The 23,976-nt window shown below is 71.6% G+C and carries 24 protein-coding genes; 9 read left to right on the top strand and 15 right to left on the bottom strand.

What is annotated here, in order from left to right:
* Nucleotides 1–23: 23 nt before the first annotated feature.
* From ASF58_RS06960 to ASF58_RS06920, 9 genes are all read right to left on the bottom strand, one after another.
* Nucleotides 24–797, bottom strand: coding sequence for a DUF1223 domain-containing protein (locus tag ASF58_RS06960; protein WP_055949505.1), 774 nt, complete (start codon nucleotides 795–797; stop codon nucleotides 24–26).
* 4 nt (nucleotides 798–801) lie between these two features.
* Complete coding sequence (locus tag ASF58_RS06955) at nucleotides 802–1,845, bottom strand: lipid A biosynthesis lauroyl acyltransferase (RefSeq protein ID WP_082512882.1); 1,044 nt, start codon at nucleotides 1,843–1,845, stop codon at nucleotides 802–804.
* A 92-nt stretch (nucleotides 1,846–1,937) separates the two neighbouring features.
* On the bottom strand, nucleotides 1,938–2,960 hold the full coding sequence (locus tag ASF58_RS06950; protein WP_055949503.1) for a zinc-binding dehydrogenase: 1,023 nt from the start codon (nucleotides 2,958–2,960) through the stop codon (nucleotides 1,938–1,940).
* Nucleotides 2,961–3,069: 109 nt separating this feature from the next.
* Nucleotides 3,070–3,348, bottom strand: a complete 279-nt coding sequence (locus ASF58_RS06945; RefSeq protein ID WP_055949499.1) for an SH3 domain-containing protein — start codon at nucleotides 3,346–3,348, stop codon at nucleotides 3,070–3,072.
* A gap of 13 nt (nucleotides 3,349–3,361) precedes the next feature.
* The gene (locus tag ASF58_RS06940) at nucleotides 3,362–4,141 is read right to left on the bottom strand and encodes an SDR family NAD(P)-dependent oxidoreductase (protein WP_055949496.1); all 780 of its coding nucleotides are present in this window, start codon (nucleotides 4,139–4,141) and stop codon (nucleotides 3,362–3,364) included.
* On the bottom strand, nucleotides 4,138–5,382 hold the full coding sequence (locus ASF58_RS06935; protein ID WP_055949600.1) for a beta-ketoacyl-ACP synthase: 1,245 nt from the start codon (nucleotides 5,380–5,382) through the stop codon (nucleotides 4,138–4,140). The genes ASF58_RS06940 and ASF58_RS06935 overlap by 4 nt, the downstream gene beginning before the upstream one ends.
* A gap of 151 nt (nucleotides 5,383–5,533) precedes the next feature.
* Complete coding sequence (locus ASF58_RS06930) at nucleotides 5,534–6,673, bottom strand: beta-ketoacyl-ACP synthase (RefSeq protein ID WP_055949493.1); 1,140 nt, start codon at nucleotides 6,671–6,673, stop codon at nucleotides 5,534–5,536.
* 77 nt (nucleotides 6,674–6,750) lie between these two features.
* Nucleotides 6,751–7,221, bottom strand: a complete 471-nt coding sequence (locus ASF58_RS06925; RefSeq protein ID WP_055949490.1) for a 3-hydroxyacyl-ACP dehydratase FabZ family protein — start codon at nucleotides 7,219–7,221, stop codon at nucleotides 6,751–6,753.
* A 67-nt stretch (nucleotides 7,222–7,288) separates the two neighbouring features.
* Nucleotides 7,289–7,591 (bottom strand): acyl carrier protein, encoded by a 303-nt coding sequence (locus tag ASF58_RS06920; RefSeq protein ID WP_055949487.1) that lies wholly within the window; start codon nucleotides 7,589–7,591, stop codon nucleotides 7,289–7,291.
* A gap of 298 nt (nucleotides 7,592–7,889) precedes the next feature.
* Here ASF58_RS06920 and ASF58_RS06915 point away from each other — a divergent pair, with 298 nt between their 5' ends.
* Nucleotides 7,890–9,053: an AI-2E family transporter gene (locus tag ASF58_RS06915; RefSeq protein ID WP_082512880.1), complete on the top strand. Its 1,164-nt coding sequence runs from the start codon at nucleotides 7,890–7,892 to the stop codon at nucleotides 9,051–9,053.
* 64 nt (nucleotides 9,054–9,117) lie between these two features.
* On the opposite strand, the gene ASF58_RS06910 is transcribed toward ASF58_RS06915, so the two are convergent.
* Together ASF58_RS06910 and ASF58_RS06905 are read right to left on the bottom strand one after the other, a co-directional pair.
* Nucleotides 9,118–9,768, bottom strand: a complete 651-nt coding sequence (locus ASF58_RS06910; protein ID WP_055949484.1) for a DUF1109 domain-containing protein — start codon at nucleotides 9,766–9,768, stop codon at nucleotides 9,118–9,120.
* A complete protein-coding gene (locus tag ASF58_RS06905) occupies nucleotides 9,765–10,319 on the bottom strand; it encodes a sigma-70 family RNA polymerase sigma factor (RefSeq protein ID WP_055949483.1) in 555 nt (184 codons plus the stop codon). Before ASF58_RS06905 ends, ASF58_RS06910 begins: the two co-directional genes overlap by 4 nt.
* Nucleotides 10,320–10,892: 573 nt before the next feature.
* On the opposite strand from ASF58_RS06905, the gene ASF58_RS06900 reads away from it, so the two are divergent.
* From ASF58_RS06900 to ASF58_RS06870, 7 genes are all read left to right on the top strand, one after another.
* Nucleotides 10,893–11,615: a DUF2231 domain-containing protein gene (locus ASF58_RS06900; protein WP_055949480.1), complete on the top strand. Its 723-nt coding sequence runs from the start codon at nucleotides 10,893–10,895 to the stop codon at nucleotides 11,613–11,615.
* Between the two features lie 167 nt (nucleotides 11,616–11,782).
* Nucleotides 11,783–12,268 carry a hypothetical protein gene (locus ASF58_RS06895; RefSeq protein WP_055949477.1) on the top strand — a complete coding sequence of 162 codons (486 nt, stop codon included), beginning with the start codon at nucleotides 11,783–11,785 and terminating at the stop codon, nucleotides 12,266–12,268.
* 162 nt (nucleotides 12,269–12,430) lie between these two features.
* Complete coding sequence (locus tag ASF58_RS06890) at nucleotides 12,431–12,718, top strand: hypothetical protein (RefSeq protein WP_055949474.1); 288 nt, start codon at nucleotides 12,431–12,433, stop codon at nucleotides 12,716–12,718.
* A gap of 47 nt (nucleotides 12,719–12,765) precedes the next feature.
* Entirely contained in the window at nucleotides 12,766–14,295 is a 1,530-nt protein-coding gene (locus ASF58_RS06885; protein WP_082512878.1) for a TolC family protein, read from the top strand.
* 40 nt (nucleotides 14,296–14,335) lie between these two features.
* Nucleotides 14,336–15,754, top strand: a complete 1,419-nt coding sequence (locus ASF58_RS06880) for a copper oxidase (RefSeq protein WP_055949470.1) — start codon at nucleotides 14,336–14,338, stop codon at nucleotides 15,752–15,754.
* Nucleotides 15,755–15,917: 163 nt separating this feature from the next.
* Entirely contained in the window at nucleotides 15,918–16,238 is a 321-nt protein-coding gene (locus tag ASF58_RS06875) for a copper-binding protein (RefSeq protein ID WP_055949467.1), read from the top strand.
* A 77-nt stretch (nucleotides 16,239–16,315) separates the two neighbouring features.
* Nucleotides 16,316–16,999 carry a copper-binding protein gene (locus tag ASF58_RS06870; protein WP_055949465.1) on the top strand — a complete coding sequence of 228 codons (684 nt, stop codon included), beginning with the start codon at nucleotides 16,316–16,318 and terminating at the stop codon, nucleotides 16,997–16,999.
* A 153-nt stretch (nucleotides 17,000–17,152) separates the two neighbouring features.
* Here the strand turns inward: ASF58_RS06870 and gyrB are convergent, their stop codons facing one another.
* From gyrB to ASF58_RS06855, 3 genes are all read right to left on the bottom strand, one after another.
* Nucleotides 17,153–19,600 (bottom strand): DNA topoisomerase (ATP-hydrolyzing) subunit B, encoded by a 2,448-nt coding sequence (gyrB, locus tag ASF58_RS06865; protein WP_055949462.1) that lies wholly within the window; start codon nucleotides 19,598–19,600, stop codon nucleotides 17,153–17,155.
* 249 nt (nucleotides 19,601–19,849) lie between these two features.
* The gene (locus tag ASF58_RS06860) at nucleotides 19,850–20,572 is read right to left on the bottom strand and encodes a hypothetical protein (RefSeq protein WP_055949460.1); all 723 of its coding nucleotides are present in this window, start codon (nucleotides 20,570–20,572) and stop codon (nucleotides 19,850–19,852) included.
* A gap of 257 nt (nucleotides 20,573–20,829) precedes the next feature.
* The gene (locus ASF58_RS06855; protein WP_055949457.1) at nucleotides 20,830–21,474 is read right to left on the bottom strand and encodes an MBL fold metallo-hydrolase; all 645 of its coding nucleotides are present in this window, start codon (nucleotides 21,472–21,474) and stop codon (nucleotides 20,830–20,832) included.
* 365 nt (nucleotides 21,475–21,839) lie between these two features.
* On the opposite strand from ASF58_RS06855, the gene ASF58_RS06850 reads away from it, so the two are divergent.
* Complete coding sequence (locus ASF58_RS06850; RefSeq protein WP_055949454.1) at nucleotides 21,840–23,474, top strand: AarF/UbiB family protein; 1,635 nt, start codon at nucleotides 21,840–21,842, stop codon at nucleotides 23,472–23,474.
* 15 nt (nucleotides 23,475–23,489) lie between these two features.
* Here the strand turns inward: ASF58_RS06850 and ASF58_RS06845 are convergent, their stop codons facing one another.
* Complete coding sequence (locus ASF58_RS06845) at nucleotides 23,490–23,789, bottom strand: HigA family addiction module antitoxin (RefSeq protein WP_055949451.1); 300 nt, start codon at nucleotides 23,787–23,789, stop codon at nucleotides 23,490–23,492.
* Between the last annotated feature and the right edge of the window lie 187 nt (nucleotides 23,790–23,976).

Here is a 23,976-nt window from a genome sequence, read left to right as displayed (position 1 = left end):
CCGCTTCAGAAGCCCGGAGCGTTTCAGAAGCCGGGAGCCTTGGCGGCGCCGAGGATCCGGCTCGGGCGACCCTCGATGCCCCCCTGGAGCACGACGACGTAGGAATCGGCATCCGTCACCTGGGCCGCGTGGCGCGGCACCTCGAAATGGGCCGCATGACCCGCCCAGGGGCCGATCCGGTGCATCCCGCGCACGACGTTGATGTAGTCGAACACCTGTCCCTTGTTCTCGCCGCCGCCGATGGCGATGCGCCGCCGCCGCATCACGGGGAGAAGCCAGAGCTCGGCCTTGGTGTCCGGTCCGGTGCTCGCGCCGACATCGACGCAGATCCGGTCGCCCTCTTCCCAGCTCCGGACCGGCACCTGGATGGGGCTGGTCGCCCGGGCCCGGCGCAGGGCCCGTTCCAGGGAGTTGCGATCCGAGCGGATCATCGAGGGCTCGCCGTTGACGATGGCCTGGGGCGTGAAGACCTGTCGCTCGCCGCGCAGGGAGGCGTAGGCCCGCTGCCGCGCCGTGAAGGCGGGCTGGGCATAGACGTCCTTCCAGCCGAGATAGTCCCAGTAGGTGATGGGGAAGGTCAGGGCGATCACGCCGGGCTCCCGGGCGAACTCCCCGAGCACCCGCGAGGCCGGCTGACAGGAGGCGCAGCCCTGGCTCGTGTAGAGCTCGATCACCACCGGGGTGCGCTCGCCCGCCTGGACCTGGGTCGCACCCGCCGCCAGGGCCCCGGCGGCGACCAGGAGGGCGAGGTGCAGGCCGACGGTTCGGCGCGGAAGGGATGGGGCGGCGCGGCTCATGGGATCAGGATACCGTCGCCGGGCCATTCCCCGTCATCACGGTCGCTCGATCCTCCGGCGCGCCGGCCGGGGCCGCGGGACCCGGGACCGGCGCGGGTTTGGGCTGCGCCTTGGGCTTGGGCAGCATCGCGGGACGCCAGCGCCGGTGCATCCAGAGCCACTGGCCGGGATTTTCGCGGATCCAGCCCTCGATCACCCGGGTCATCGCCTGCATCGCCCCCTGCACGTCGATGGCGCCCGCGGCGTCGCGCGGCAGGTCGAGGGGCGGCGTCAGTTCGAGATGGAAGCGGGTCCCGTCGCGACGGATCACCCGCGCGCCGTGGACGGGACATTCGTAGTGGCGGGCGAGCTTGCCCAGGAGCGGATTGACCAGCACCGGCTTGCCGAAGAACTCCACCACGACGCCGCGGGTGAAGTGCTGGTCGATGAGCTGGCCGAGATGGCCGCCGCGCTCCACCACGCCCTGCATGGCGAAGACCGCGCCCTGCCCGGCCGCCGCCAGGCCCCCCATGGTCTGGCGCCGGACCTCCTGCACCAGGCGGGCGGAGGCCGCGTCGTTGGGCGGGCGGAAGATCGCGGTGGCGTCGAGGCCGAACTGGGCCGCGCAGATCGCCGGCAATTCCCAGTTCGCCAGGTGGGCGGAGAAGATCAGGCCCGGCTTCCCGTCGTCGCGCAGGTCGGCGAAATGCGTCTCGCCCGCCACCGTAATCCGGCCGCCCGCCGAGAGTTGGGCCGGATCGAGATCGAACAGCGTGTGGAGATGGGCGTATTCCGCCCCCGTGCGGCCGAGATTGTCCCAGGCTTCGCGGGCCAGGGCGCGGATCGCGGCCTCGTCCCGCTCGGGGAAGGCCGCGCGCAGATTGGCCGTCGCGATGCGGTGGGCCGGCAGGAAGGGGCCGATCGTCCGCACGACCCAGCCGCCGACCCGGCTCGCCCGCTCCGCCCCGAGGAGGCGCGCCAGCCAGAACAATCCCCGGATCAGGGGAATCATGGCGAGGCCGGCCAGCCGCGGCAGGTTACGCTTCAGGACGAGGGCAAGGCGAAGCAAAACGAATCCCGTGACGCGGGGCGTTCCGGCGACGACCCTGGGCCCTGGCATAATTCATTTTGGTTCGGGAGGGCACCCGTGTGCGCCGCAACTCAGAGCGTCACGAGGATCTTGCCGAACACCTTGCGGGATTCCAGGCGCTCCAGCCCTTGCGCGAAATCCGCCAGGGGCAGGATCGTGTCCACCACCGGGGTGATGCCCTGCGCCATCTTGGCCATGGCGTCCCGGATATTGGCCATCGAGCAGCCGAACGAGCCGGTGATGCGGTATTGCTGCTGGAACAGCTGCATCAGGTTCATGGTGGTCGAGACGCCCGAGGTGGAGCCGCAGGTCACGAGCCGTCCCCCGCGCTTGAGGCAGAGGAGCGAGCCGTTCCAGGTGTCGGGCCCGACATGCTCGAAGACCACGTCGACGCCCTTGCGCTTGGTCAGCCGCCGGACCTCGCCCTCGAAGCGCTCCGCGCGGTAGTTGATGACGTGGTCGGCGCCCAGCGCCTTGGCCTTCTCGCCCTTGGCGTCGTCGCCCACCGTGGTGAAGACCGTGCAGCCGATGGCCTTGGCCATCTTGATCGCCGCCGTGCCGATGCCGGACCCGCCGGCATGGACGAGGATGCTCTCGCCCGGCTCCAGGCGGGCGTTGTCGAACAGCATGTGCTGCACGGTGCCGAAGGCCACGGGGGCGCAGGCCGCATCGGTGAAGCTGACCCCGTCCGGCATCTTGATCACGAGGCGGGCCGGCATGGTCACCCGCTCGCGGGCGAAGCCGTCGATGTGGAAGCCCATTACGCCCGAGACGTCCTCGCAGAGGTTGTCGCGACCCTCGCGGCAGGCCTTGCACCGGCCGCAGGTCTGGGCGCCGTACATCGCCACCCGGTCGCCCTCGGCCAGGCCCGTGACACCCTCGCCCACGCAGACGATCTCGCCCGAGGCCTCGGCCCCGACCGCCAGGGGCAGCTTGCGCTTGGCGAAGGCCATGCCGCGGAAGCCCCAGACGTCGATGAAGTTCAGGCCCACCGCGCGCACGCGGATCTGGACCTCGCCGGGACCGGGGGCCGCGGGCTCCGCGACATCCTCGAGGCGCAGGTCGCGGTCACCGTGGAGTTGGAGGGATTGCATCGGGTTTGCTTCCGTTCGCGGGGCGCCGCGGATGCCCCCACAGGGGCTGGGCGTTCATGCGCCTCTCGCTATCCTTCGCGGGACGAGGCATCAACCCGGCGGGCCGCTCTCACTCCGGCGACAGGTAGCGCCGTCGGGCCCAGCCCAGGATCGGCCCGGCCTTGACCCGGCACCAGGTCAGCCCGCTCGGGGTCTCGGCGGTGCAGCCGAAGCCGCGCAGGCGCGCGCCCGGCGGGGCCTGGCCGAGGGCGGGCGCGGCGGCGTCCGGCGTCTCGCGGATGCTCAGGGTCTCGCCGCGCGGGAGCCCGTCGACCCGGAACGCGTCGGCCGCGGCGGCGGGGCCGGCGGCGAGGAGCAGGAGGACCAGCGCGGCGGGAATCGGGGACATGGTCGGTTCGGCCTCAGGAGCGATGGACGCCCATCATCGCGGTGAGGCCGCCATCGACCGGCAGCACCGCACCGGTGATGTAGGCGGCGCCCTCGCCCATCAGAAAGGCCGCGAGGGCGGCGACGTCCTCCGGCCGGGCGAAGCGGCCGGCGGGGATCTGGCGCTCCATGCCGGCCCGGTAGGCGGCGTAGGGGGCCATCATTCCGGTGTCGATGAAGCCCGGCGCGATCACGTTGACGGTGACGCCGCGCTTGGCCGATTCCACCGCCAAAGTGCGGCAATACGCGATGAGGGCACCCTTGGTGGCGGCGTAGGCGGCGTTGCCCGGGTTGGCCCGCAGGGCCGCCACCGAGCCGATGGCGACGATGCGTCCCGCGCGCGCGCGGGTCATGCCCCGGACCAGGGACTTGGCCAGGCGCGTCAGGGACCAGAAGTTCACCTGCATGGCGGCCTCGGCCCGGTCCTGATCCAGCATCGCCGCCAGGGCGTCGTAGGACTGGCCGGCATTGTGGACGAAGCCGTGGAAGCCGTCGCCGGCCTCGAGGTCCTCGCAGAACGCCTCGACGGCGGCGCGGTCGGCGAGATCCAGGGCCTGCGCGGAGATCGAGCGGCCGGGATGGGCCGCCGAGAGCTCCGCGACCAGCGCCTCGGCGGCCTCGGCGGAGGACCGGAAGGTGAAGGCGACGTCGTGGCCGGCGGCGACCAGCGCCCGCACGATGGCGGCACCGAGGCCGGAGGCGCCCCCGGTGACGAGGACGCGGCGGCCGGGCCCGGGGCTCAGGTCCGTCGTCATGCCGGCTCGTCCGCCAGCACGAGGCAGGTGTTCTGGCCGCCGAAGCCGAACGAGTTCGACAGCACCCGGCGCACCGGCACGTCCCGGGCCTCGGCCACGATGTCGAGGGGAATGGCGGGGTCGGGCACCGCGTAGTTGATGGTCGGCGGGATGCGCCCGTGCGCGATGGTGAGGAGCGCGATCACCGCCTCGACGGCGCCCGCGGCCGTGAGGGTGTGCCCGATCATCGACTTGTTGGACGAGACCGGCAGGGTGCGGATGCGGTCGCCGAACACGGCGGCGCAGCTCATCGCCTCCATCTTGTCGTTCTCCGGCGTCGAGGTGCCGTGGGCGTTCACGGTGTCGATGGCGTCGGGCGCCGTGTCGGCATCCGCCAGGGCGGCGCGGATCGCCGCGATGCCGGGGGCGCCGTCGGGGCTCGACCGGGTGCGGTGGAAGCCATCGCCCTTCTCGCCGCAGCCGAGCACGTAGCCGAGGATCTTCGCGCCGCGGGCGCGCGCCGCCTCCGCGTCCTCCAGGACGAGGGCGCCGGCCCCCTCGCCCATGACGAAGCCGTCGCGGTTCTTCGAGAACGGCTTCGAGGCGGCCTCGGGCGGGTCGTTCTGGGTGGAGAGGGCCGAGAGCAGCGAGAAGCGGATCAGGGATTCGGGGTTCACCGAGCCGTCGGTGCCGATGCAGAGGGCGGCCGCGACCTCGCCGCGCCGGATCGCCTCGACGCCGAGCTGGATCGCGGTGGCGCCGGACGAGCACGCGGTGGAGAGGGAGATCGGCGAGCCCTTGGTGCCGAAGCGGTCGGCGATGTGGTCGGCCACCGTGCCGAAGATGAACAGGTCGTGCCAGGGGTCGAAGCGCCGGCTCGCGGCGGCGCGCTGCAGGTCCGTATAGGTGATCGGGCCGGTCTGGCCGGAGGCCTCGGCCAGGGCCTGCCGCTGCGGCCACTCGATCTCCACCGGGGGGACGGCGATGAACAGGGCGCCGGGGAAGTCGCCGGGCCGGCCGAGGCCCGACTGCGCGATCGCCTCGTCGGCGGCGGCTTCGGCGAAGCGCTGCGACAGGGCCGGCGCCACCAGGGGGTCGGTGTCGAGGAAGTCGACGGTGCCGGCGATGCGGGTGCGCAGGCCCTCCGTGGGGAAGCGCCGGATGGCGTGGATGCCGGACCGGCCGGAGGTCAGCGCGGCCCAGTTGTCCGCCTGGCCCTGGCCGAGGGAGGTGACGATGCCGAGGCCGGTGACCGCCACCAGCGGCCGGCCTTTGGCGTCCCTGAGTTTGGCCTGCCGAAGGTTGGCCGCCGGTCCTTGGGCGTCCCCGACCTTGGCCTCACGGTGAGATTGGTTCGTCATCGCGCCGTCTTACACTCTTTTCGCCACCACCGGAGCCCGGGATCGCCCCGGGTCAGGCCGCCGTCACCCGGATCACGCCCTCGCCGCGGCGATGGCCCACCACCGTCACGGCGACCTCGCGCAGGCCCTTCTCGGCGACCAGCGCGGCCGCCAGGGCCGCGCCGAAGGGCGCCACCGTCTCGAGGGTGTGGCCGGTGAGATCGCCCAGAGCCGTCACGGGCACGCCCGGCGCCAGGCGCGCCAGGGCTGCGCCCTCCTCGGCCGTGACCGGGGCGACGCCGGTGGCACCGGCCAGGACGATCTCGGGTGCCTCGAGGCCCGTCGCCGCCCAGAGGGCCGCGATGCTGGCCTCGGTGCTGCCCTCCCTGCGCGTCGTGCGGTCGCTCGCCACCGGGCAGAGGCGGGCCAGCGCCCGGGCCCCGCGGGCGGCGGCGTGCTCGGCCGCCTCCAGCACCAGGAAGGCGGCGCCACTGCCGAGGATGAAGCCGGCCTCGTCCGCCGGGGTCCGGTCGAAGACCGGGCGGAAGTCGCGGGCGCGCAGGAAGCCGCCCATCTCGTGGATGACCATCACGTCGGGCCGCTCGGCGCTGTAGGAGCCCCCCACCAGCATGCAGTCCACCTGGCCGGAGGCGATCCGTGCCTGGGCGATGCGCAGGGCGTCGGTGCCCGCGGCCTCCTCGCCCATGAAGGTGCGGGACGCCCCCGTGACCCCGTGGACGATGCCGATATTGCCGGCGAGCAGGTTCGAGAGCTGGGCCAGGAACAGGGTCGGGCGCAGGTCGTTCTGCAGGTGCTCGTTGAGGTAGGCGCCCGGATCGGCGGCCTCCCGCAGGCCGGTCAGGATGGCGCCGTCCACCGCGGTGTCGCGCTCGCCGCCGCCGGCCGAGACCACGAGGTGCATGCGGCCCTTGAGGTCGGCATCCCCCTTGACCCCGGCGGAATCGAGGGCGAGCCCGGCGGCGTAGACGCCCAGGCGCTGCCAGGGCTCCATCTGGCGCTGGTCGGACTTCTTCGGGATCTGGCCGTCGAGGGCCAGGGGCGCCACCGGGTGCACCGTATACGGCGCGAAGGTCTCGGTGTCGGTGCGCGCCGGCGCACCCGCCCCGAGGGCCGCGAGATGCGCCGCGAGGCCCTCGCCCGCGCAGGAGACGAGGCCGATGCCGGTGACGACGACGTCGCGCGAACTGCTCATCTCACCCCGTCGCTCATCTCTGGACCCTCATCGCCTCAGACCCGGCCTCAGACTCGGCCGCAGGCGCGGCCGCACGGTCACGCGGGCTCGCCCGTGAGATCGAACAGGCCGATCTTCCGGGCCCGCTCGCGCATCGGCCCGTCGAGGCCGGCCGGGAACGGCATGGTGCGGAAGCGCAATTCGGCATTGGCCAGCGGCTTGCCGTCGTGCTGGATCGCCGCCTTCGTCACCGCGTAGCCCGAGCCGTCATGTTCGAGGCTGGCCGCGATCTGCAGTTCGGCGCCCGGGCCGACGAAGGACCGGAAGCGCGCCTTGTCGACCCCCATCAGGAACGGCATCTGCCGAAATCCCAGATGGGCGAGCACGAGGTAGCCCGAGGCCTGGGCCATGGTCTCGGTGAGCAGGACGCCCGGCACCAGCGGGTGGTCGGGGAAGTGCCCCTCGAAGACCGGGCTCTCCATCGGCACGCGGGCGAGGGCCTCGATGCGGCCGGCCTCGCGGTCGAAGCGGGTCACGGCGTCGATCATCTCGAAATATTCGAGGCGCATGGCGTCCTGGGTCCCGGGGGGCGAAGGGGCGGCGTCGGGCGCCCGGGGCTTCCCGGGCGGACCGGCTTCAGGCCTTGGCGGCCTTCTCGGCGACCAGGGCGTCGATGCGGGCGCAGAGGTTCTTCAGGACGAAGTACTCCTCGGCCGGCACCTTGCCCTCGTTGACCTCCTGGGTCCAACGCTCGAGGGGGAGCTTGATGCCGAAGGCCTTGTCCACCGCGAAGGCGATGTCGAGGAAGGCGAGCGAGTCGATCCCGAGATCGTCGATGGCGTGGCTCTCGGGGGTGATCGTGTCCCGCGGGATGTCGGCGGTGTCGGCGATGATGTCCGCGACGCGATCGAAGGTGGCGGTGTGGGTCTGGTCGGACATGCGTTCTCGCCGTGTGACTGGGTATCCCGCCGGATTCGGCCCGTGCCGATCGGGGGCCGGAGCGATCCGGCGCATGATGCCCGGTGCCCCCGGTCGCGCAGCATGCCCCGTGGGCCGGCGCTGCCGCCGCCCTGGACAGTGAAGGCGGTCCCTTACACGAGGGGGTCAGGAGGGGCAACCGTAGCCATCACGGCGTCGCGATCCGGCCGCCGCCTCCATTCCGATCCCGCGGCGATGGACTAGATGCAGGAGCAGGACGTGGTCGCCGCGGCCACGCCGCACGAGGTCGAACAACACGATGGTCCAGCTTCCCTCCGTGACGCCGGCCGGCACGCCGCCCGCGGGCGCGCCCGACCCGCGCCTGCTTCCCGATCATCCGCCGCGTGCGGGGACGCACCCGCTGTCGGGTTCGGCGCAGAGCCTCGCGCGCCTCGCCCTGTTCCTCGCCCTGGCGGGCCTCGGGATCTGGGTCCTGCACCACTTCATCCCGGCCCTGGTCTGGGCGGTGATCCTGGCGATCGCCCTCGGGCCCCTCTACGCCCGCGCCGAGCGGCGCTGGCCGCCGGGCCGGCACAACCTGCTGCTGCCGCTCCTCTTCACCGCGGCGGTGGCCCTGGTCTTCCTGATTCCCCTGGTGGTGCTGGGCGTGCAGGCGGCGCGGGAGGCCCACGACGTGGTCGCCTGGGCCCGCTCCTTCGAGAAGTCCGGCATCCCGGTGCCGGACTTCCTGGGCCACCTGCCCTTCGGCGCGGCGCAGGCGCAGGCCTGGTGGGGGGAGAACCTGAGCCACCCGGCCGCCGGCTCGGAGCTCCTGCACCGCTTCGACAATTCCTCGGTGATCGGGGTGACCCGCAGCCTCGGGGCGCAGATCGTCCGGCGCGTGGTGCTGTTCGGCTTCACCCTCGTGGCGCTGTTCTTCCTGTTCCGCGACGGCCGGGCGGTCGCCGCGCAGGTGCTGGCCGCCAGCGCCAAGCTGTTCGGCCCCCGCGGCGAGCGGGTGGCGCGACAGATGGTGGCCTCGGTCCACGGCACCGTGGACGGCCTGGTCCTGGTCGGCCTCGGCGAGGGCGTGCTCCTGGGGATCGTCTACTACTTCGCCGGCGTGCCGCACCCGGTGCTGCTCGGGGCCCTGACGGCGGTGGCGGCGATGATCCCGTTCGGGGCGCCCCTGGTCTTCGGCCTCGCGGCCGCGATCCTGCTCGCCAACGGCGCGGTGGTGCCGGCGGTGGTCGTGGTGGCGGCGGGCTTCGTCGTCACCTTCGTGGCGGACCACTTCGTGCGTCCGGTCCTGATCGGCGGCACCACGCGCCTGCCCTTCCTCTGGGTGCTGCTCGGCATCCTCGGCGGCGTCGAGACCTTCGGCCTCCTCGGGCTGTTCCTCGGCCCGGCCGTGATGGCGGCGCTGATCCTGCTCTGGCGGGACTTCACGCAGGGCGCGCCGATGGAGCCCGCGGGGGCCTGAGCCCGGGGACCTGAAGGCCGCCCCCATCGGATCGGGCCTGGGCGCGGGGACGCGCGGTGGACCGCTACCAGCGGAGGAGGCGCGGCCCCAGAACCGCTCCCGCGAGGGTGCACAGCGCGATCGTCCCGCCGTACCAGACGGCGACGAACGGGACGGTGTCGTCCATGCAGTGCAGCGAATAGCCGACGGCGCTCACGGCGCCGGCGGCGAGGCCCACCAGGGCGCCTGCCCGAACCAGGTCCGTCGGCGCCCCGAACCGGCGGACCGCCCAGGTCACGACGGCGAAGGGAACGACGGCGATCAGGGGAATCGAGACCAGGCATTCGAGCCAGGCATGGCCCGAGATTTGGCCGTGCCAGTGCGCGCGGGGCATCGTCGCCAGGCTGGCCCCGGCCAGCGCCGCCACCACGACGAACGGCAGGGCGGCGATCCCGAGATGGACGCGGCTCTCCCCGCCCGGACGGGCGACCCGGGCGAGATACCGGATCGCGAGGCCCCCGACCGCGGCCGCGAAGGCGAGCTTGAAGGCGAGGAACAGCAGCGGGCGGCCCTGCATCAGGCCGGGGCGGAGGCCGAGGACGGCGAGCGCCAGGCCGAGCGCACCCGCGGCCCCCACGGCCACGGCCAGTCCGAGCCGCCGGGTCATCCCGGAGCTCCGAACCGGTTCGCGCTCGAAGCTGCGTCCCAGGAGGCCGATGAGGTCGTCCGTCTTCATCGCACCGTGCCTCCGACGCGTTTCGCCAACGCCTTCAGGCCGCGATGGACGCTCACCTTGATCGCCGTTTCGGACATGCCGGCGCGCGCCGCGGCCTCGGCGGTGCTCAGGCCGTCGACCTTCGTCGACCGGATCGCGTTTCGCATCTTGAGCGGCAGGAGCGCGAGCAGGCGCTCGACATCGAGGGAGCTCTCCGCCGCGACGTGGTCGCCCTGGACCAGCAGCACGCCGGCATCCTCGACGGGGACGTTCGCCGCGGCCGAGCGCGTATGCCGAAGATGGTCGATCAGCTTGTAGCGGGCGATGGCGTGGATCCAGGGCGTCACCGGCTGCGTGACGTCATAGGTGTGCCGCCGCGTATGGATCACCATCAGGGTTTCCTGGACCAGGTCCTCCGCCTCGGTGTCCGCCCGCCCGGACCGAACCAGCTTGCCTTTGTAGTACGCGCGCAGGTGCGAACCGAGGCGCTCGAGGAAGCGCCGGTAATCGACGGCGCTCCCCGCGAGGCTGGCGACGAGCAGACCGCGCAGTTCGCGTTCCGCCGGGGACACGGCAGCGAGACGCGCGGACTCCCCACGAACGGCTTCATCCCGAGCCGGTTCATCCCGAGCCGATTCGCGGCCGCCGAGCGGAAGAACGAAGGCCCTCGCATCAGTCCCCACCCCGCAGACCTCCTCACGACCACGACGCGGTGCCGCCCGGGGGGGCATGTTCCGAGGGGGCATGTCCCGCGGCGCATGTCCCGCGGTGCATGTCGTCCGGCGATCCGCTTACCACGGCCGGCCCCTGAGTCGCGACACGGACGCGCTCCCACCGCTCGAACGGGATGTCCGCACGCGCGGCCCGAAAGGTTACTGCGCGCCCGGCATGCCCTCGCGTACAGGCATGTGCCGCGGGCGATTGCCAATCAGGGGTGGTATTCCTAAACCGCAGCCGGGTTCGGTCGGACGGGCGGGCAGGGCAACCTCGGAGCCCTGCCGCCGGGAGCTTCCGGATCCCGCGACAGGGCGTCGCCGACCGTCTCCGGGCAGGTGTCCTGTCCGATCCGGTGACGGCGTCGGCCTCGCGCCCGGCCGTCCAGCCATCGATTCTCCCACAGTGCAGCCCTGTCTTGGAGTGCAGCCATGATCGCGGTGATCCCGAACTGGCATCCGCTCGCGGTCCATTTCACGGTCGCTCTCCTCCTCACGAGCAGCGGCCTCTTCGCCCTCGGGACCGTGCTGGGCACGCGGCCGAGCGGCGGGGCGCTCACCACCACCGCCCGCTGGAACCTCGCGATCGGCATCGGGATCACGGTCGCGACCCTCGCCACGGGCTGGTGGGCCTACAACACGGTCGCGCACGACGCGGCCTCGCACCGGAACATGACGATCCACCTTCGCTGGGCCGTGGCCACCGCGCTGGTCTTTCTCGCCGCCGGGGGCGTCGCCTGGTCGGAGCGCCGGAAGCCCGCCGGAGCGGGCCTCGTGCTGCTGGTGTTGCTGGCGGGCGGTTCGGGTGCGCTCGCGGTGACCGGCTGGCTCGGCGGCGAGAACGTCTACCGCTACGGCCTCGGCGTCATGGCCCTCCCGAAATCGGGCGACCACGTCCATCCCGGCGGCGGCGACCATGGCGATGGGCAGGGCCACGCGCATGACGACCAGGCACATGAGGGCTCGGCGCATGAGGACCACGCGCATGGAGGCCCCGCACATGGAGGCCAAGCGCATGGAGGCCCCGCACATGACCACACTCCGACGGACGGCGCAGCCACGCCCGAGGCGGTGAGCGGGGCCGATCCGGTCCCGGCCCCGGCCCCGGCCTCACCTGCCACCCCGCCTGCCACCCCGCACGACCATACGCCTTGACCGTCCCGCCGCCCGCTGCGTCGCCCGACCGGCAGACCCCGTCCCGGAATCGGCTTATGGCAAAAACACAACACAGGGTTGTTTCGACGGATAATTGCAGCCTGGTGGATTGCCGGTCCCGCCGGCCCGTGGAATGGTTCGTCAACATTGGGCAGGAATCCTGATCAGTGGTCTTCGTGCGCACCGTGATGCTGGCCGTCCTCGCTTCGGCCTTGGCCTGGACCCTGGCTTGGGCCTTGCCCATCGCCCCGGGCGCGCCGTGCGCGATGGGCTCTCATGCCGCCACGGCCGACTACCGGGGCTCCGAGGCCGCCGCACCGAGGCCGCATGCCGATCACGGGCGGGCCTCGCTGGGGCCCGACACGCCGGACAGCGCGCCGCACGCCGCGCTCCAGGCGCCGTCGGAGGCCGGTCCGTCCGCGACCGCCGGCGATGACGATGACGATTGCCCGGGTCGCCCGCACCGTTCGAAGCGCCCGGCCTGCCCGTCGCCCTGCTGCCCCCTCGCCTGCCAGGCCGCGCTGCCGATGACGGCCTGGATCGGCACGCCCCTGGAGGGCGCGCCCGCCGACCCCGTGCTCATCGGACGGGCGGACGGGGCCGTCGCCGCGCCTCCGTTCCGGATCGAGCGACCGCCGAGGCTCGCGGCCTGACGCGCGGGCGGTCCTCGCCACCGCCGACGGCCGGTCCGGCAGGACGGCCCCCTCACCTCATCGCCTCGGTGCCCCGCTCGGGCGCGACCCCGTCGTCGGCATCGGCCGTGCGGCCGGCGGCGCCTCGTCCGCGGCCCTCCGCCTCAGTTCGGGAAAGACAAGATGTTCAAGTTGCCGAGACCGGCCGCGCTCGCGGCGGTCCTGCCGCTCGCCGGCTGCCTGCCCGCCCCCGTGCCCGTCGGGCTCGTCCTGCCCGCCGACCCGAACCTGACGGTCCCGCCCCCGCGCTACGCGAAGGCCACGCAGGGCGTGAAGGATTTCGGCGTGGTCGAGACCAAGGACTGGCGGGAGCTCAACCGGCAGGTGAACCCGCAGGCGGCGGGCGGCGGCAAAACCGACAGGCCGGGCATGACCGGCATGGGCGACAAGCGGGATGCGGGAGGCCGCTGATGGTCCGTCGCTGTAACCCGATCGATGCCCCGCCCGGACTTACCGGCATGGGACGCAACACGACCACGCCGGGAGAAGCCGGGACGACGGGGCGCACGCCGGGGGGCGCCGTCCGGGGGCGCCCCGGGCGTGTCGCCGGGAGATTGACCGGGATGGCCCTGCTGCTGGGCGTCTGCGCGAGCGTCTCGCCCGATGCTGGCGTGTCGGTCGCCCGCACCTACGCCGCGCTCGAACTCGGCAAGGACATCGTCAAAGCGAGCGACCAGGGAATCGCGCCGGGCGCGGAAGCCCGGGTGGAGGCGCTGCTGCGGCGTCCCCTCACGGCGGATGGCGCCGTCCAGGTCGCGCTCCTCAGGAACAGGGGCCTGCAGGCCGCCTTCAACGGCCTCGGAATCTCCGAGGCGCAGTACGTCCAGGCGACGCTGCCGCCGGCCCCGAGCGTCTCGATCACCCGATGGGGGCTCGGGTTCAACGCGGAGATCGAGCGCTCCGTGGCCGCCAGCGTGCTGGATCTGGCGACGTTGCCGGCCCGCGCCGAGATCGCCGGCCAGCGCTTCCGGGCCGACCAGTACAACGCGGCGAACGAGGTCCTGAAACTCGCCGGTGAGGCCAGGCGCCAGTTCTACCGCACTGTGGCGGCCAACCAGGCCGTCGCCTTCCTCGAACAGTCGCTGGCGGGCGCCGAATCCACCTCGATCCTGACCCAGCAACTGGGCGAGACGGGTGCGCTCGGCAAGCTGGAACAGGCGCGCGAGCATGCCTTCTACAGCGAGCTGGGGGCCCAGCTCGCGAAGGCGCGTGTCCAGCAGCGGGCGGAGCGGGAGCGCCTGACCCGCCTGCTCGGCCTCTGGGGCCGGGAGATCGATTTCCGCCTTCCGAAGGGCCTGCCCGCGCTGCCCAAGCGCCTCGTGGACGGGCGCGGCCTGGAGGGGGAGACGGTGCGGCGGCGGGCCGACGTGCAGGCCGCCCGCTTCGAACTGCAGTCGCTCGCCGGGCAGTTCGGCCTGGTCCAGGCCACCCGCTTCGTCAGCGTCTTCGACCTGGGTTTCGCCAACCAGTACGCCCGCTCGCGGACGTTCGAGGGCGGTGCGTCTCCGAAGGTCGACAAGGACAGCCTGAACGGGTTCTCGGCCGACCTGACCATCCCCCTCTATGATTTCGGCACGACGGCGGTTCAGGGCGCGCAGGAGAGCTATCTCGCCGCGGCGAACCGGCTGGCGGAGCGTGCGGTGAACGCGCGGTCCGAAGTCCGCGAGGCCTACCAGCGCTATCGCGGCCAGTACGACATCACCCGCCACTACCAGACGAGCGTCCTGCCCCTGCGCAGGACGATCCAGGACCAGGCCCTGCTTCAGTACAGCGGCATGCTCCTGGACGTCACGACGCTGATCATCGACGCCCGTGCCAGGATCCTGAGCAACATCCAGGCGATCGAGGCGCAGCGCGACTTCTGGATCGCGGCCACCGACCTCAAGGCGGCGACCGTCGGCGGCGGGTTCTCGGCGGAGACTTTCGGCGGCGAGGCCGCCGGCGGCACCCCGGGCGAGAGCCTCGCCGTCGGGACGCCCGGCGGTTGAGCCCCGCCGCCCCGCCGCCCCTGACATTCGGAGAAGCATCATGACCGACATCTCGCGCAGAGGAATCCTGGGAGCGGGCGGCCTCGTGCTCGCCGGCACGTCGCGGATCAGCGGACGGGCCGAGGCCGCGGGCCTGCCGGAGGCCCCGATCATGGACAAGGCGACGATGCAGCCGCCGCTCTATCCGACGAGCGGGCCGGACTACCAGCCGGTGGTGACGCTCAACGGCTGGACGCTGCCGTGGCGCATGCGCGGCGACTGGAAGGAGTTCCATCTGGTCGCCGAGCCGGTGGTGCGCGAGATGGCACCCGGCATGAGTGCGCGGCTCTGGGGCTATAACGGGCAATCGCCGGGCCCGACCCTCGAGGCGGTCGAGGGCGACAAGGTCCGCATCTTCGTCACCAACCGCCTGCCGGAGGCGACGGCCGTGCACTGGCACGGTCAGACGCTCCCCAACGGCATGGACGGGGTCGCCGGGCTGACCCAGCCCGGCATCCCGCCGGGCAAGACCTTCGTCTACGAGTTCATCCTGCGGCGCTCCGGCACCTTCATGTACCACCCGCACTCGGACGAGATGGTCCAGATGGCGATGGGCATGATGGGCTTCTTCGTCGTGCATCCGCGCGACCCGGCCGAGCGGCCGGTCGACCGCGACTTCGTCTGGATGCTGAACGCCTACGACATCGAGGCCGGGTCCTACGTGCCCAAGGTCAACACGATGCTCGACATGAACATGTGGTGCTTCAACAGCCGCGTGTGGCCCGGCATCGATCCCCTGGTCGTCCGCCAGGGCGACAAGGTCCGGATGCGCTTCGGCAACCTCACCATGACCAACCACCCGATCCACGTCCACGGCTGCGACTTCAAGGTCACCGGCACGGATGGCGGCTGGATCGACCCGCGCGCTCAGGTGCCGGAGGTGTCAGTCGACGTCGCGGTAGGACAGATGCGGGTCATCGAGTTCAACGCCGACAACCCGGGCGACTGGGCCCTGCACTGCCACAAGTCGCACCACACCATGAACGCGATGGGCCACTCGGTCCGGACGTATATCGGCGTCGACCTGAAGCGCACGGCCAAGCAGATCCGCGCGATCGCGCCCGGCTACATGCCGATGGGCTCCACGGGCGGCGGCATGATGACCGAGATGGAGATGCCGCTCCCGGAGAACACGCTGCCGATGATGACCGGCACCGGCCCGTTCGGCTCCGTCGAGATGGGCGGAATGTTCACGGTCCTGAAGGTGCGGCCCGGACTGGCGGCCGGCGATTATCGCGATCCGGGCTGGTACCAGCACCCGGAAGGCTCCGTGGCCTACGCCTGGACCGGCGATCCGATGCCCGAGCCGGCGCGCGCGCCGGACACGCCGAAGGGCCGGAAGGCGCGACAGACCGACCTCCGGGCCGTGGATCCGCGTACGCGGCGCACCGCGTCCCGTGCGGGCCGCCACGAGCCCTGACCGGGCGGCCGTGCGTCGCCCGCGCCCGCGGCCGGCCGCCCTGGGGCGGCCCGGGCAAACCCGTTCGGACCGGGCGCGATCCCGTCCGGAATCCACCACCCCGGTCGCCGCTCCGCCCGCGCGGGCCGGCCCGGCGCTTCGATCCTTTGAAGGAGAACCCACCATGAGACGCCAGATTTCAACACGCCAGATTTCGACACGCCAGATTTCGCGCGCCGTCCTCGCGACAGCCTTCCTGGCGGTCGCGATGCCCGCCTGGGCGCAATCCGTGAAGGGGACGGTGACCAAGCTCGATCCGGCCGCCGGCAAGGTGACCCTCGACCATGCCGCGATCCCGAAGCTCGACATGGACGCGATGACGATGGCGTACCGGGTCAAGGACCCGGCGATGCTCAAGGACCTCAAGGCCGGCGACGCGGTCGATTTCGAGATCGCCGAGACCGGCGGCGCCTACACCGTCACGCAGATCCGCAAGGCGAAGTAACGCCCCGGTCAGGGGCCCTCGCACACGGGCGAACCCGCCTCGGTGCGAGGGCCGTCGAGCCTTGAAATGGAGCAACGATGCGACGCTTGATCCTGTCCACCGCGCTCGCGACCGCCCTCGTCGGCGCGGTCGCGCCTCCCGCCGGTGCCCAGCCCGCCAAGGGCGCGCCCGCAGCCCTGGAGCGGGCGCGCGAGACGATGGCGACCCGGTTCCGGGACACGAAGCTGACCGGCGACCCGGACCGGGATTTCGCCGCCTTGCTGATCGCCAGCTTCGAGGAGACGCTGTTCCTCGCCCAGACGGAGCTCGACTACGGCGGCGACCCGGAGCTGCGCGCGGTCGCCCGGAAGATCCAGGACGAGCAACAGGCGCGGATCGACGCCCTGAAGCAGTGGCAGCTCCACCGTCGCGAGGCGGGCGAGCGGGCGCAGCCCGACCCGATGCCGTCGGGCGAAGGCCCCCCCGACCGGCCGGCTGAGGCGGCGGCGACCAAGACCCAGCCCGCATCGCCCCCCGCACCGGCGGCTTCCGCGAACGCGCCCCTCGTGGCCGCGACGGTGAAGAAGGTGGACGCCGCCGCCGGCAAGGTCACCCTCGACCACGCGGCCATCCCCAATCTCGGGATGGACGCCATGACGATGGCCTACCGGGTGCAGGACCCGGCCCTGCTCAAGGGCCTCACGCCGGGCGAGGCGGTGCGGTTCTCCGCCGAGCGCCTCAACGGGTCCCTCGCGGTGACGCGGATCCAGAAGGCGCGGTGAGCGCCGGGGGCGGACGCCCCCCGGCGGCCCGGTGGCGGCGAACCGTCCCGGGTCCCGCCCCAGCGGCCGGTGCTCCGAGGCTGTCCCGACGTCGCCGCCGGGGTCCAGTCCTCGCTCGCGGAAGGACCGGCCCGGGACCGCGGTCCGCCCGCCTCAGACGTCGAGGTTGGCGACGCTGAGGGCGTTGTCCTGGATGAACTCGCGGCGGGGTTCGACCACGTCGCCCATCAGCTTCACGAACAGGTCGTCGGCGTCCTGGGTGTCCTTGACCCGGACCTGCAGCAGCGAGCGCACGTCGCGGTCGAGGGTGGTTTCCCAGAGCTGCTGGGCGGTCATCTCGCCGAGGCCCTTGTAGCGTTGGAGCTGCAGGCCCTTGCGGCCGAAGGCCATCACCGCCTCGAACAGGCCGACGGGCCCGTGCAGGGTGGTCTCGTCGCCCTTGCGTGCGTAGGTGACGGGCTGGTCGTAGATCTCGCGCAGGGCCTCCGCCCGGTCGGCGAGGCGGCGTGCCTCCTGGGAGGCCAGGAGCGAGGCGTCCAGGGTCGCCACCTGACGCACGCCGCGCAGGGTGCGGCTGAGGACGTAGCCGCCCTCCGCCACGGAGCCTTCCCAGCCGCGCTCGATGTCGTCGGCGATCCGGTCCATGCGCCGGGCGACCTCCTCGGCCAGTCCCTCGGCCTCGGCCTGGGCCTCGTCGACATTGGCCCGGAAGGCGCCGGCGATCAGGGCCTGCTCGACCACGGCGCGGTCGTAGCGGGTGTGGAGCGCCTGCATCAGGCTGCGGAACTGGCGGGCCTCCTCCACCAGGGACTTCAGCTGCGCGCCGCCGAACTCGGTGCCGGAGGCGAGGCGCAGCACGGCGCCCTCGACGCCGGCGTCGATGAGGTAGTCCTCCAGCGCCCGCTCGTCCTTGAGGTAGAGCGCCGACTTGCCCTTGGCGGCTTTGTAGAGGGGCGGCTGGGCGATGTAGAGGTGTCCGCGCTCGATCACCTCCGGCATCTGCCGGAAGAAGAACGTCAGCAGCAGGGTGCGGATGTGCGAGCCGTCCACGTCGGCATCCGTCATGATGATGATGCGGTGGTAGCGGAGCTTCTCGGGGTTGAAGCCCTCGCGGTCCGTGGACGAGCGGCCGATGCCGGCGCCCAGGGCCGTGATCAGCGTGCCGATCTCGGCCGAGGACAGCATCCGGTCGGCGCGCACCCGCTCGACGTTGAGGATTTTTCCACGCAACGGCAGAACGGCCTGGAAGGTGCGGTCGCGGCCCTGCTTGGCCGAGCCGCCGGCGGAATCCCCCTCCACCAGCAGGATCTCGCACTTCGAGGGATCGCGCTCCTGGCAATCGGCGAGCTTGCCCGGCAGCGAGGCGATGTCGAGGACGCCCTTGCGGGTCACGGTCTCGCGGGCCTTGCGCGCCGCCTCGCGGGCGGAGGCCGCCATGATGACCTTGGCCATCACCGATCGAGCCAGCGCCGGGTTCTCCTCCAGCCAGTTCGAGAGGCCCTCGTTGAGGACGTTCTCCACGGCCGGGCGCACCTCGGAGGAGACGAGCTTGTCCTTCGTCTGCGAGGAGAATTTCGGGTCCGGCACCTGCACCGAGATGACGGCGGTGAGGCCCTCGCGGCAATCCTCGCCGGTGAGCGAGATCTTTTCGCGCTTGGCGATGCCCGAGGACTCGGAATAGCCGGTGATCTGCCGGGTCAGGGCCGCGCGGAAGCCGGCCATGTGGGTGCCGCCGTCGCGCTGCGGGATGTTGTTGGTGAAGGGCAGCACGGTCTCGTTGAACGAGTCGTTCCACCACAGGGCGACCTCGACGCGGATGTTGTCGCGCTCGGCCCGCACCATCACGGGCTTCTGCATGCCCTCGATGGGTTTGCGCGAGCGGTCGAGGTAGCGCACGAACGCCTCGATGCCGCCCTCGTAGAACAGCTCCTCGCGCTTGTGCTCGGCGTGGCGCGCGTCGGTGAGCACGATGCGCACGCCGGAATTCAGGAAGGCGAGCTCGCGCAGACGCTTCTCCAGCGTCGCGTAGTCGAACTCGATCATCGTGAAGGTTTCGGTCGAGGGCAGGAACGACACCTCGGTGCCGCGCCGGCCGTTGCCGTCGCCCACGATCACCAGGGGCGAGACCGCGTCGCCGTGGCGGAACTCCATCGCGTGCTCCTGGCCGTTGCGCCAGATGCGTAGGCGGAGCCATTGCGAGAGGGCGTTGACCACGGAGACGCCGACGCCGTGCAGGCCGCCGGAGACCTTGTAGGAGTTCTGGTCGAACTTTCCGCCCGCGTGCAGCTGGGTCATGATGACCTCGGCCGCCGAGACCCCCTCCTCCTTGTGGATGTCGGTGGGGATGCCGCGGCCGTTGTCGGAGACCGTGACGGAGCCGTCGGCGTTCAGCGTGACGGTGACGAGGTCCGCGTGACCCGCGAGCGCCTCGTCGATGGCGTTGTCGACCACCTCGTAGACCATGTGGTGCAGGCCCGAGCCGTCGTCGGTGTCGCCGATATACATGCCGGGGCGCTTGCGCACCGCGTCGAGGCCCTTGAGGACCCGGATGGATTCCGCGCCGTAGGCATCGGCGGCGATGTTATGGGAGTTGTCGGACATGAACTTCCTCGGGCAGGCGGGCATTCAGGCCGGGCTTGCCGGCCCGGGCGGGGCTTGCCGGCCCAGGCCGGGCCCCCGCCACCTGCAATTCTTCTTGACCTACGCAATATAAGCATTTCGGCCGGAAAATGCATCTTTTCCAGGCCGTTTGGGGTTTGCGGAGACCCGATCATGGGGCGTCTCCCTTAACCACGCGTCAAGGGCGTAGCCCCACCTGCGCCGCTGTCCGGATCGGACGCCGATCGACGATCAGTCCGGCACTCGGCGGGCATCGACGAGGCTCAGGCTCAGGTCCGGTCGACCGCGTTCGGCCAATCCCGCCGCCAGGACGTCGTGGTCGAAGTGAGGGTGGGGGAAACTGCCGGCAGCCGGGCGGAAGGTCACCTCCCGTCCAGCGCGTCCCTGGCTGTCCCCGGTGCACCGCAGGGGCGCCACGGGATCACCGTGGGCGAAGTCGATCGCATAGGCCTGACCGGCGTGCCAGATCCGGAGGCCGAACTGCTCCGAGAGGACGTTGACAAACGCGACGCTGATCCGCGCCGTGTCACCCAGCCCGGGCGGCCCATCGTAGCGCGGCGGCTCCAAAATGCCCGGCGGTTCCAAGATGCCCGGCGGTTCCGAGACGCTCGCTTGGCCTGTGCGACGGCCACGGGCCTGGCTCTCCAGGATCGTCAGCCGTGTCTCGATCGCCGAGACGCCCGTCGCGGGGTCGCGTTCGAGAGGATCTGCGGCGCCGTTGTCCGAGATCGTGACCGAGCCGTCCCGGTTCAGGGTGACGGCCACCCGATCCGCCCCGGCCTGATCGAGGGCGTCATCGACGACGACGAAGACCAGATTGTGCAGACCCGTGCCGTCATCCGTCGCGCCCACGTACAGCGACGGTCGCCAGCGGACGGGGTCGAGCCCCCACATGATCTGGATCGGATCCGTGAAGAAGTCATCCGGCGATAAGGGTCGACGTTTGTCGCTCATGGGTTTGCCTCCGCCCGGGAGTTGCGAACAAGGTCTCGCCGGGGTGGGAGCTTGCCGGAAAGACGACGAACCAAAACGAACAGGGAGAAAGACACTAAAACGGCGAGACGGATCGGGACGGCTGCCGGTGTCCCGTTGTCGGTGCCCCCGCTCCGAGGTTCCTGTTCCCCGCAGAGCCAAGCCCCTTGCGAAGCCCCTTGCAAGGCCCTTTGCAAGAGCAAAATCCCATGCAAGAGCGCGGCCTCAATCCTGCAGGCTCACTCCTGCAGGAACGGGTTCGACACGCGCTCCTCGCCGAGCGTGCTGGTGGGGCCGTGGCCGGGGATGAAGGCGACGTCGTCGCCCAGCGGCAGGACCTTCTCCTTGATCGCCCGGATCAGCTGCTCGTGGCTGCCGCCGGGCAGGTCGGTGCGCCCGACCGAGCCCTTGAACACCACGTCGCCCACCAGGGCGAAGCGCGCGTCGCGGCTCATAAAGACCACGCTGCCGGGGGAGTGGCCGGGGGCGTGCAGGATGTCGAAGGCCAGGCCGCCGACCTCGACTTGGTCGCCGTCGGTGAGCCAGCGGTCCGGCGTTACGGCCCGGGCGGCGTCGATCCCGTAAGTGGCGCCGGTCTCCGGCAGGCTGTCGAGGAGGTAGCGGTCGGCCTCGTGCGGGCCCTCGATCGGCACGCCGAGCCGGTCCCGCAGCTCGGCCGCGCCGCCGGCATGGTCGATATGCCCGTGGGTCAGCAGGATCTTCTCGATGGTGATGCCCTGGGCGGCGATCGCCGCCTCGATCCGGTCGAGGTCGCCGCCCGGATCGACCACGGCGCCGACCTTGGTCTCGTCCGACCAGATCAGGGTGCAGTTCTGCTGAAAGGGAGTCACCGGAATGATTCCGGCGCGGGGCGTACCTGGCATCGCTGCTCTCGCGGGATGGCGCCGCGGCGGCGCGGACGGGCCGCCCGCCCCGGCAGGGGGTTGGCGCCGCTGCGGCGCCGGTGGGCCTGTCTAGCCCGAGATCGGCGCGGGCGCGAATCCGCCACGCCCGGGGCGGTCCCGGGCGTGGCGGCTCCGAGATCGCGGTCCTCGGGGCGCGGCTTCCCGGTCCCGGCTTCCAGGTCCGGGCTTCCAGGTCTCCGCTTCCCGGTCCCGGCCCCCATGTCGCGCCCCCATGGTCAAACTTCGGCCTCGCCACGGGCCTAACGGAGCCTTAACCACGGTCCGGCCGCACGCCTCGCCGGGCGAGCCACCGTCCCCCTTCCCCATCCGGGCCCCTTGCGCACATGCTGAAAACCGCCTTCGTCGCCGCACGGGACCGGCAGCGCCTCGGGGAGATCGCGTCCGTCCTCATCGGCTTCGGCGTCACCAAGGTGGTCGAGCGCCTCGGCCTCGCTCAGGTGGCGCGCCTCGCCAAGCGCCGGACGCCGCAGGTGGACATCGCCCGCCTGTCGCAGCCCCAGCGCGTGCGCCGGGCGATCGAGACCCTGGGGCCGACCTTCGTCAAGCTCGGGCAGATCCTGGCGAGCCGCCCCGATCTCCTGACGCCGGAATGGACCGAGGAGCTGGAGAAGCTCCACAGCCAGGTCTCGCCGATCCCGTGGGAGCGCATCCGGCCCCAGCTCGAGGAGGATCTCGGGGCGCCGCCCGCGGAGATCTTCGCCGAGTTCGACACCACGCCGCTGGCCGCCGCCTCCATCGCCCAGGTCTACCGCGCCCGCCTGCAGACCGGCGAGGAGGTGGTGGTGAAGGTGCTGCGCCCGGGCCTGCGCAAGACCATCGAGGCGGACCTGCGCCTGATGGGCCACGCCACCCGCATCGTCGTGGACGAGTGGCCGGAATTCGGGCGCTACCAGCCCCAGGAGCAGATGCGCCACCTCGCCAGCGGCCTCTACGGCGAGCTCGACCTCATCAACGAGGCGCGCAACTGCGAGACCATCGCGGCGATCTTCGCCGACCGCGACGACATCGTGGTGCCCAAGATCCACTGGGAATGGACCTCCGAGCGGGTGCTCGTGCAGGAATTCGTGCACGGCATCCCGCCCAACGACCATGCCCGCCTGGACGCCGCCGGCTACGACAAGGTGCTGCTCGCCCAGAAGGGCACCGACGCCTTCCTGCAGATGGCCCTGATCGAGGGCGTGTTCCACGCCGACCCGCATCCCGGCAACATGCTGATCATGCCGGACAACCGGATCGGCTTCATCGATTTCGGCATCATCGGGCGCCTGTCCCAGCGTCGGCGGACCCAGCTCCTGATGCTGATCGGCGCGATGCTCAAGGAGGATTCCGACGGGCTGATGGCGGTGCTCCTCGACTGGAGCGGCTCGAGCAACCCGGACCTGACCAAGCTGGAGGCCTCGTCGCAGGCCTTCGTCGCCCGGCACACCGGCGCGACCCTCGATTTCGGAGCGCTGCTCACCGACTTCATGACCATGGCCCGCGAGAACGACCTCGCCATGCCCACCGACCTCGCCATCCTGTTCAAGGGGCTGGTGACGGCCGACGGCGTGATGCGCCAGCTCGACCCCGGCTTCGACCTGTTCTCGGCCGCCGGCCCCACCGTGAAGCGCAAGCTCGCCTCGCAGTTCTCGATCAAGGGCCTGACCCGCAAGGTCGAGGCGGTGGGCGCCGGCCTGTTCGGCGCGGCCTCCGAGCTGCCGACCCTGATCCACCTGATGCTGGTGCGCCTGAAGCAGGGCCGCGTCACCGTCGAGATCGAGCTGAAGGGCATCGAGAAGCTCACCCGCGGCATCGAGCGCGCCGCCGCCCGCATCGCGGTGGCGCTCATCGTCGCCGCCTTCGCGACCCAGCTCGCTCCCCGCTTCATGGACCTCGGCACGCCCGCCTTCATCACCGTCGGTGCGGTGGTCTGCGTGATCGGGATCGGCTGGCTCGTGCTGCTGGGCCGCAACAAGTAACGGGTCGGGCGATCCTCAGGACGTCGCGGCGGGTTCGGCCGCGCGGGGGCGGACGCCGGAGTCATCCACCGTCGCCCGCGCCTTCGACAGGTCGTGGGCGTTCTGGAGGTTGAGCCAGAATTGCGGTGCCGTCCCGAAGCGGACGCCGAGCCGGATCGCGGTATCGGCGGTGATGCCACGCCGCCCGCGGATGATTTCGGAGACGCGATTGGCCGGGACCCCGATTTCCGCCGCGAACTGCCGGGCGGAGAGGTCGAGCGGCGTCAGGTATTCCTCCACGAGGATTTCGCCGGGATGGGTGCGAATGCGGGCCATGGTCGATCGCCCGTGCGGTCTCGCGATCCTGTCCTCGGTCCTGATGTTTGAAAATGCCTGCCGCGGAACAGCAGAGGGTCTGCCAGTGGCGACGCCCGCGAACCGGAGGACAGGGTGTCGAAAACGCTCAGCGGATCGTTTCTATGAGGTTGTAAAGTTCGCGCTGTAAATTACCTGAAGTTGGTAA

It is taken from the genome of Methylobacterium sp. Leaf125, from assembly GCF_001423085.1.
Taxonomy (GTDB): domain Bacteria; phylum Pseudomonadota; class Alphaproteobacteria; order Rhizobiales; family Beijerinckiaceae; genus Methylobacterium.
This window is presented reverse-complemented; position numbering and strand designations above follow the sequence as displayed.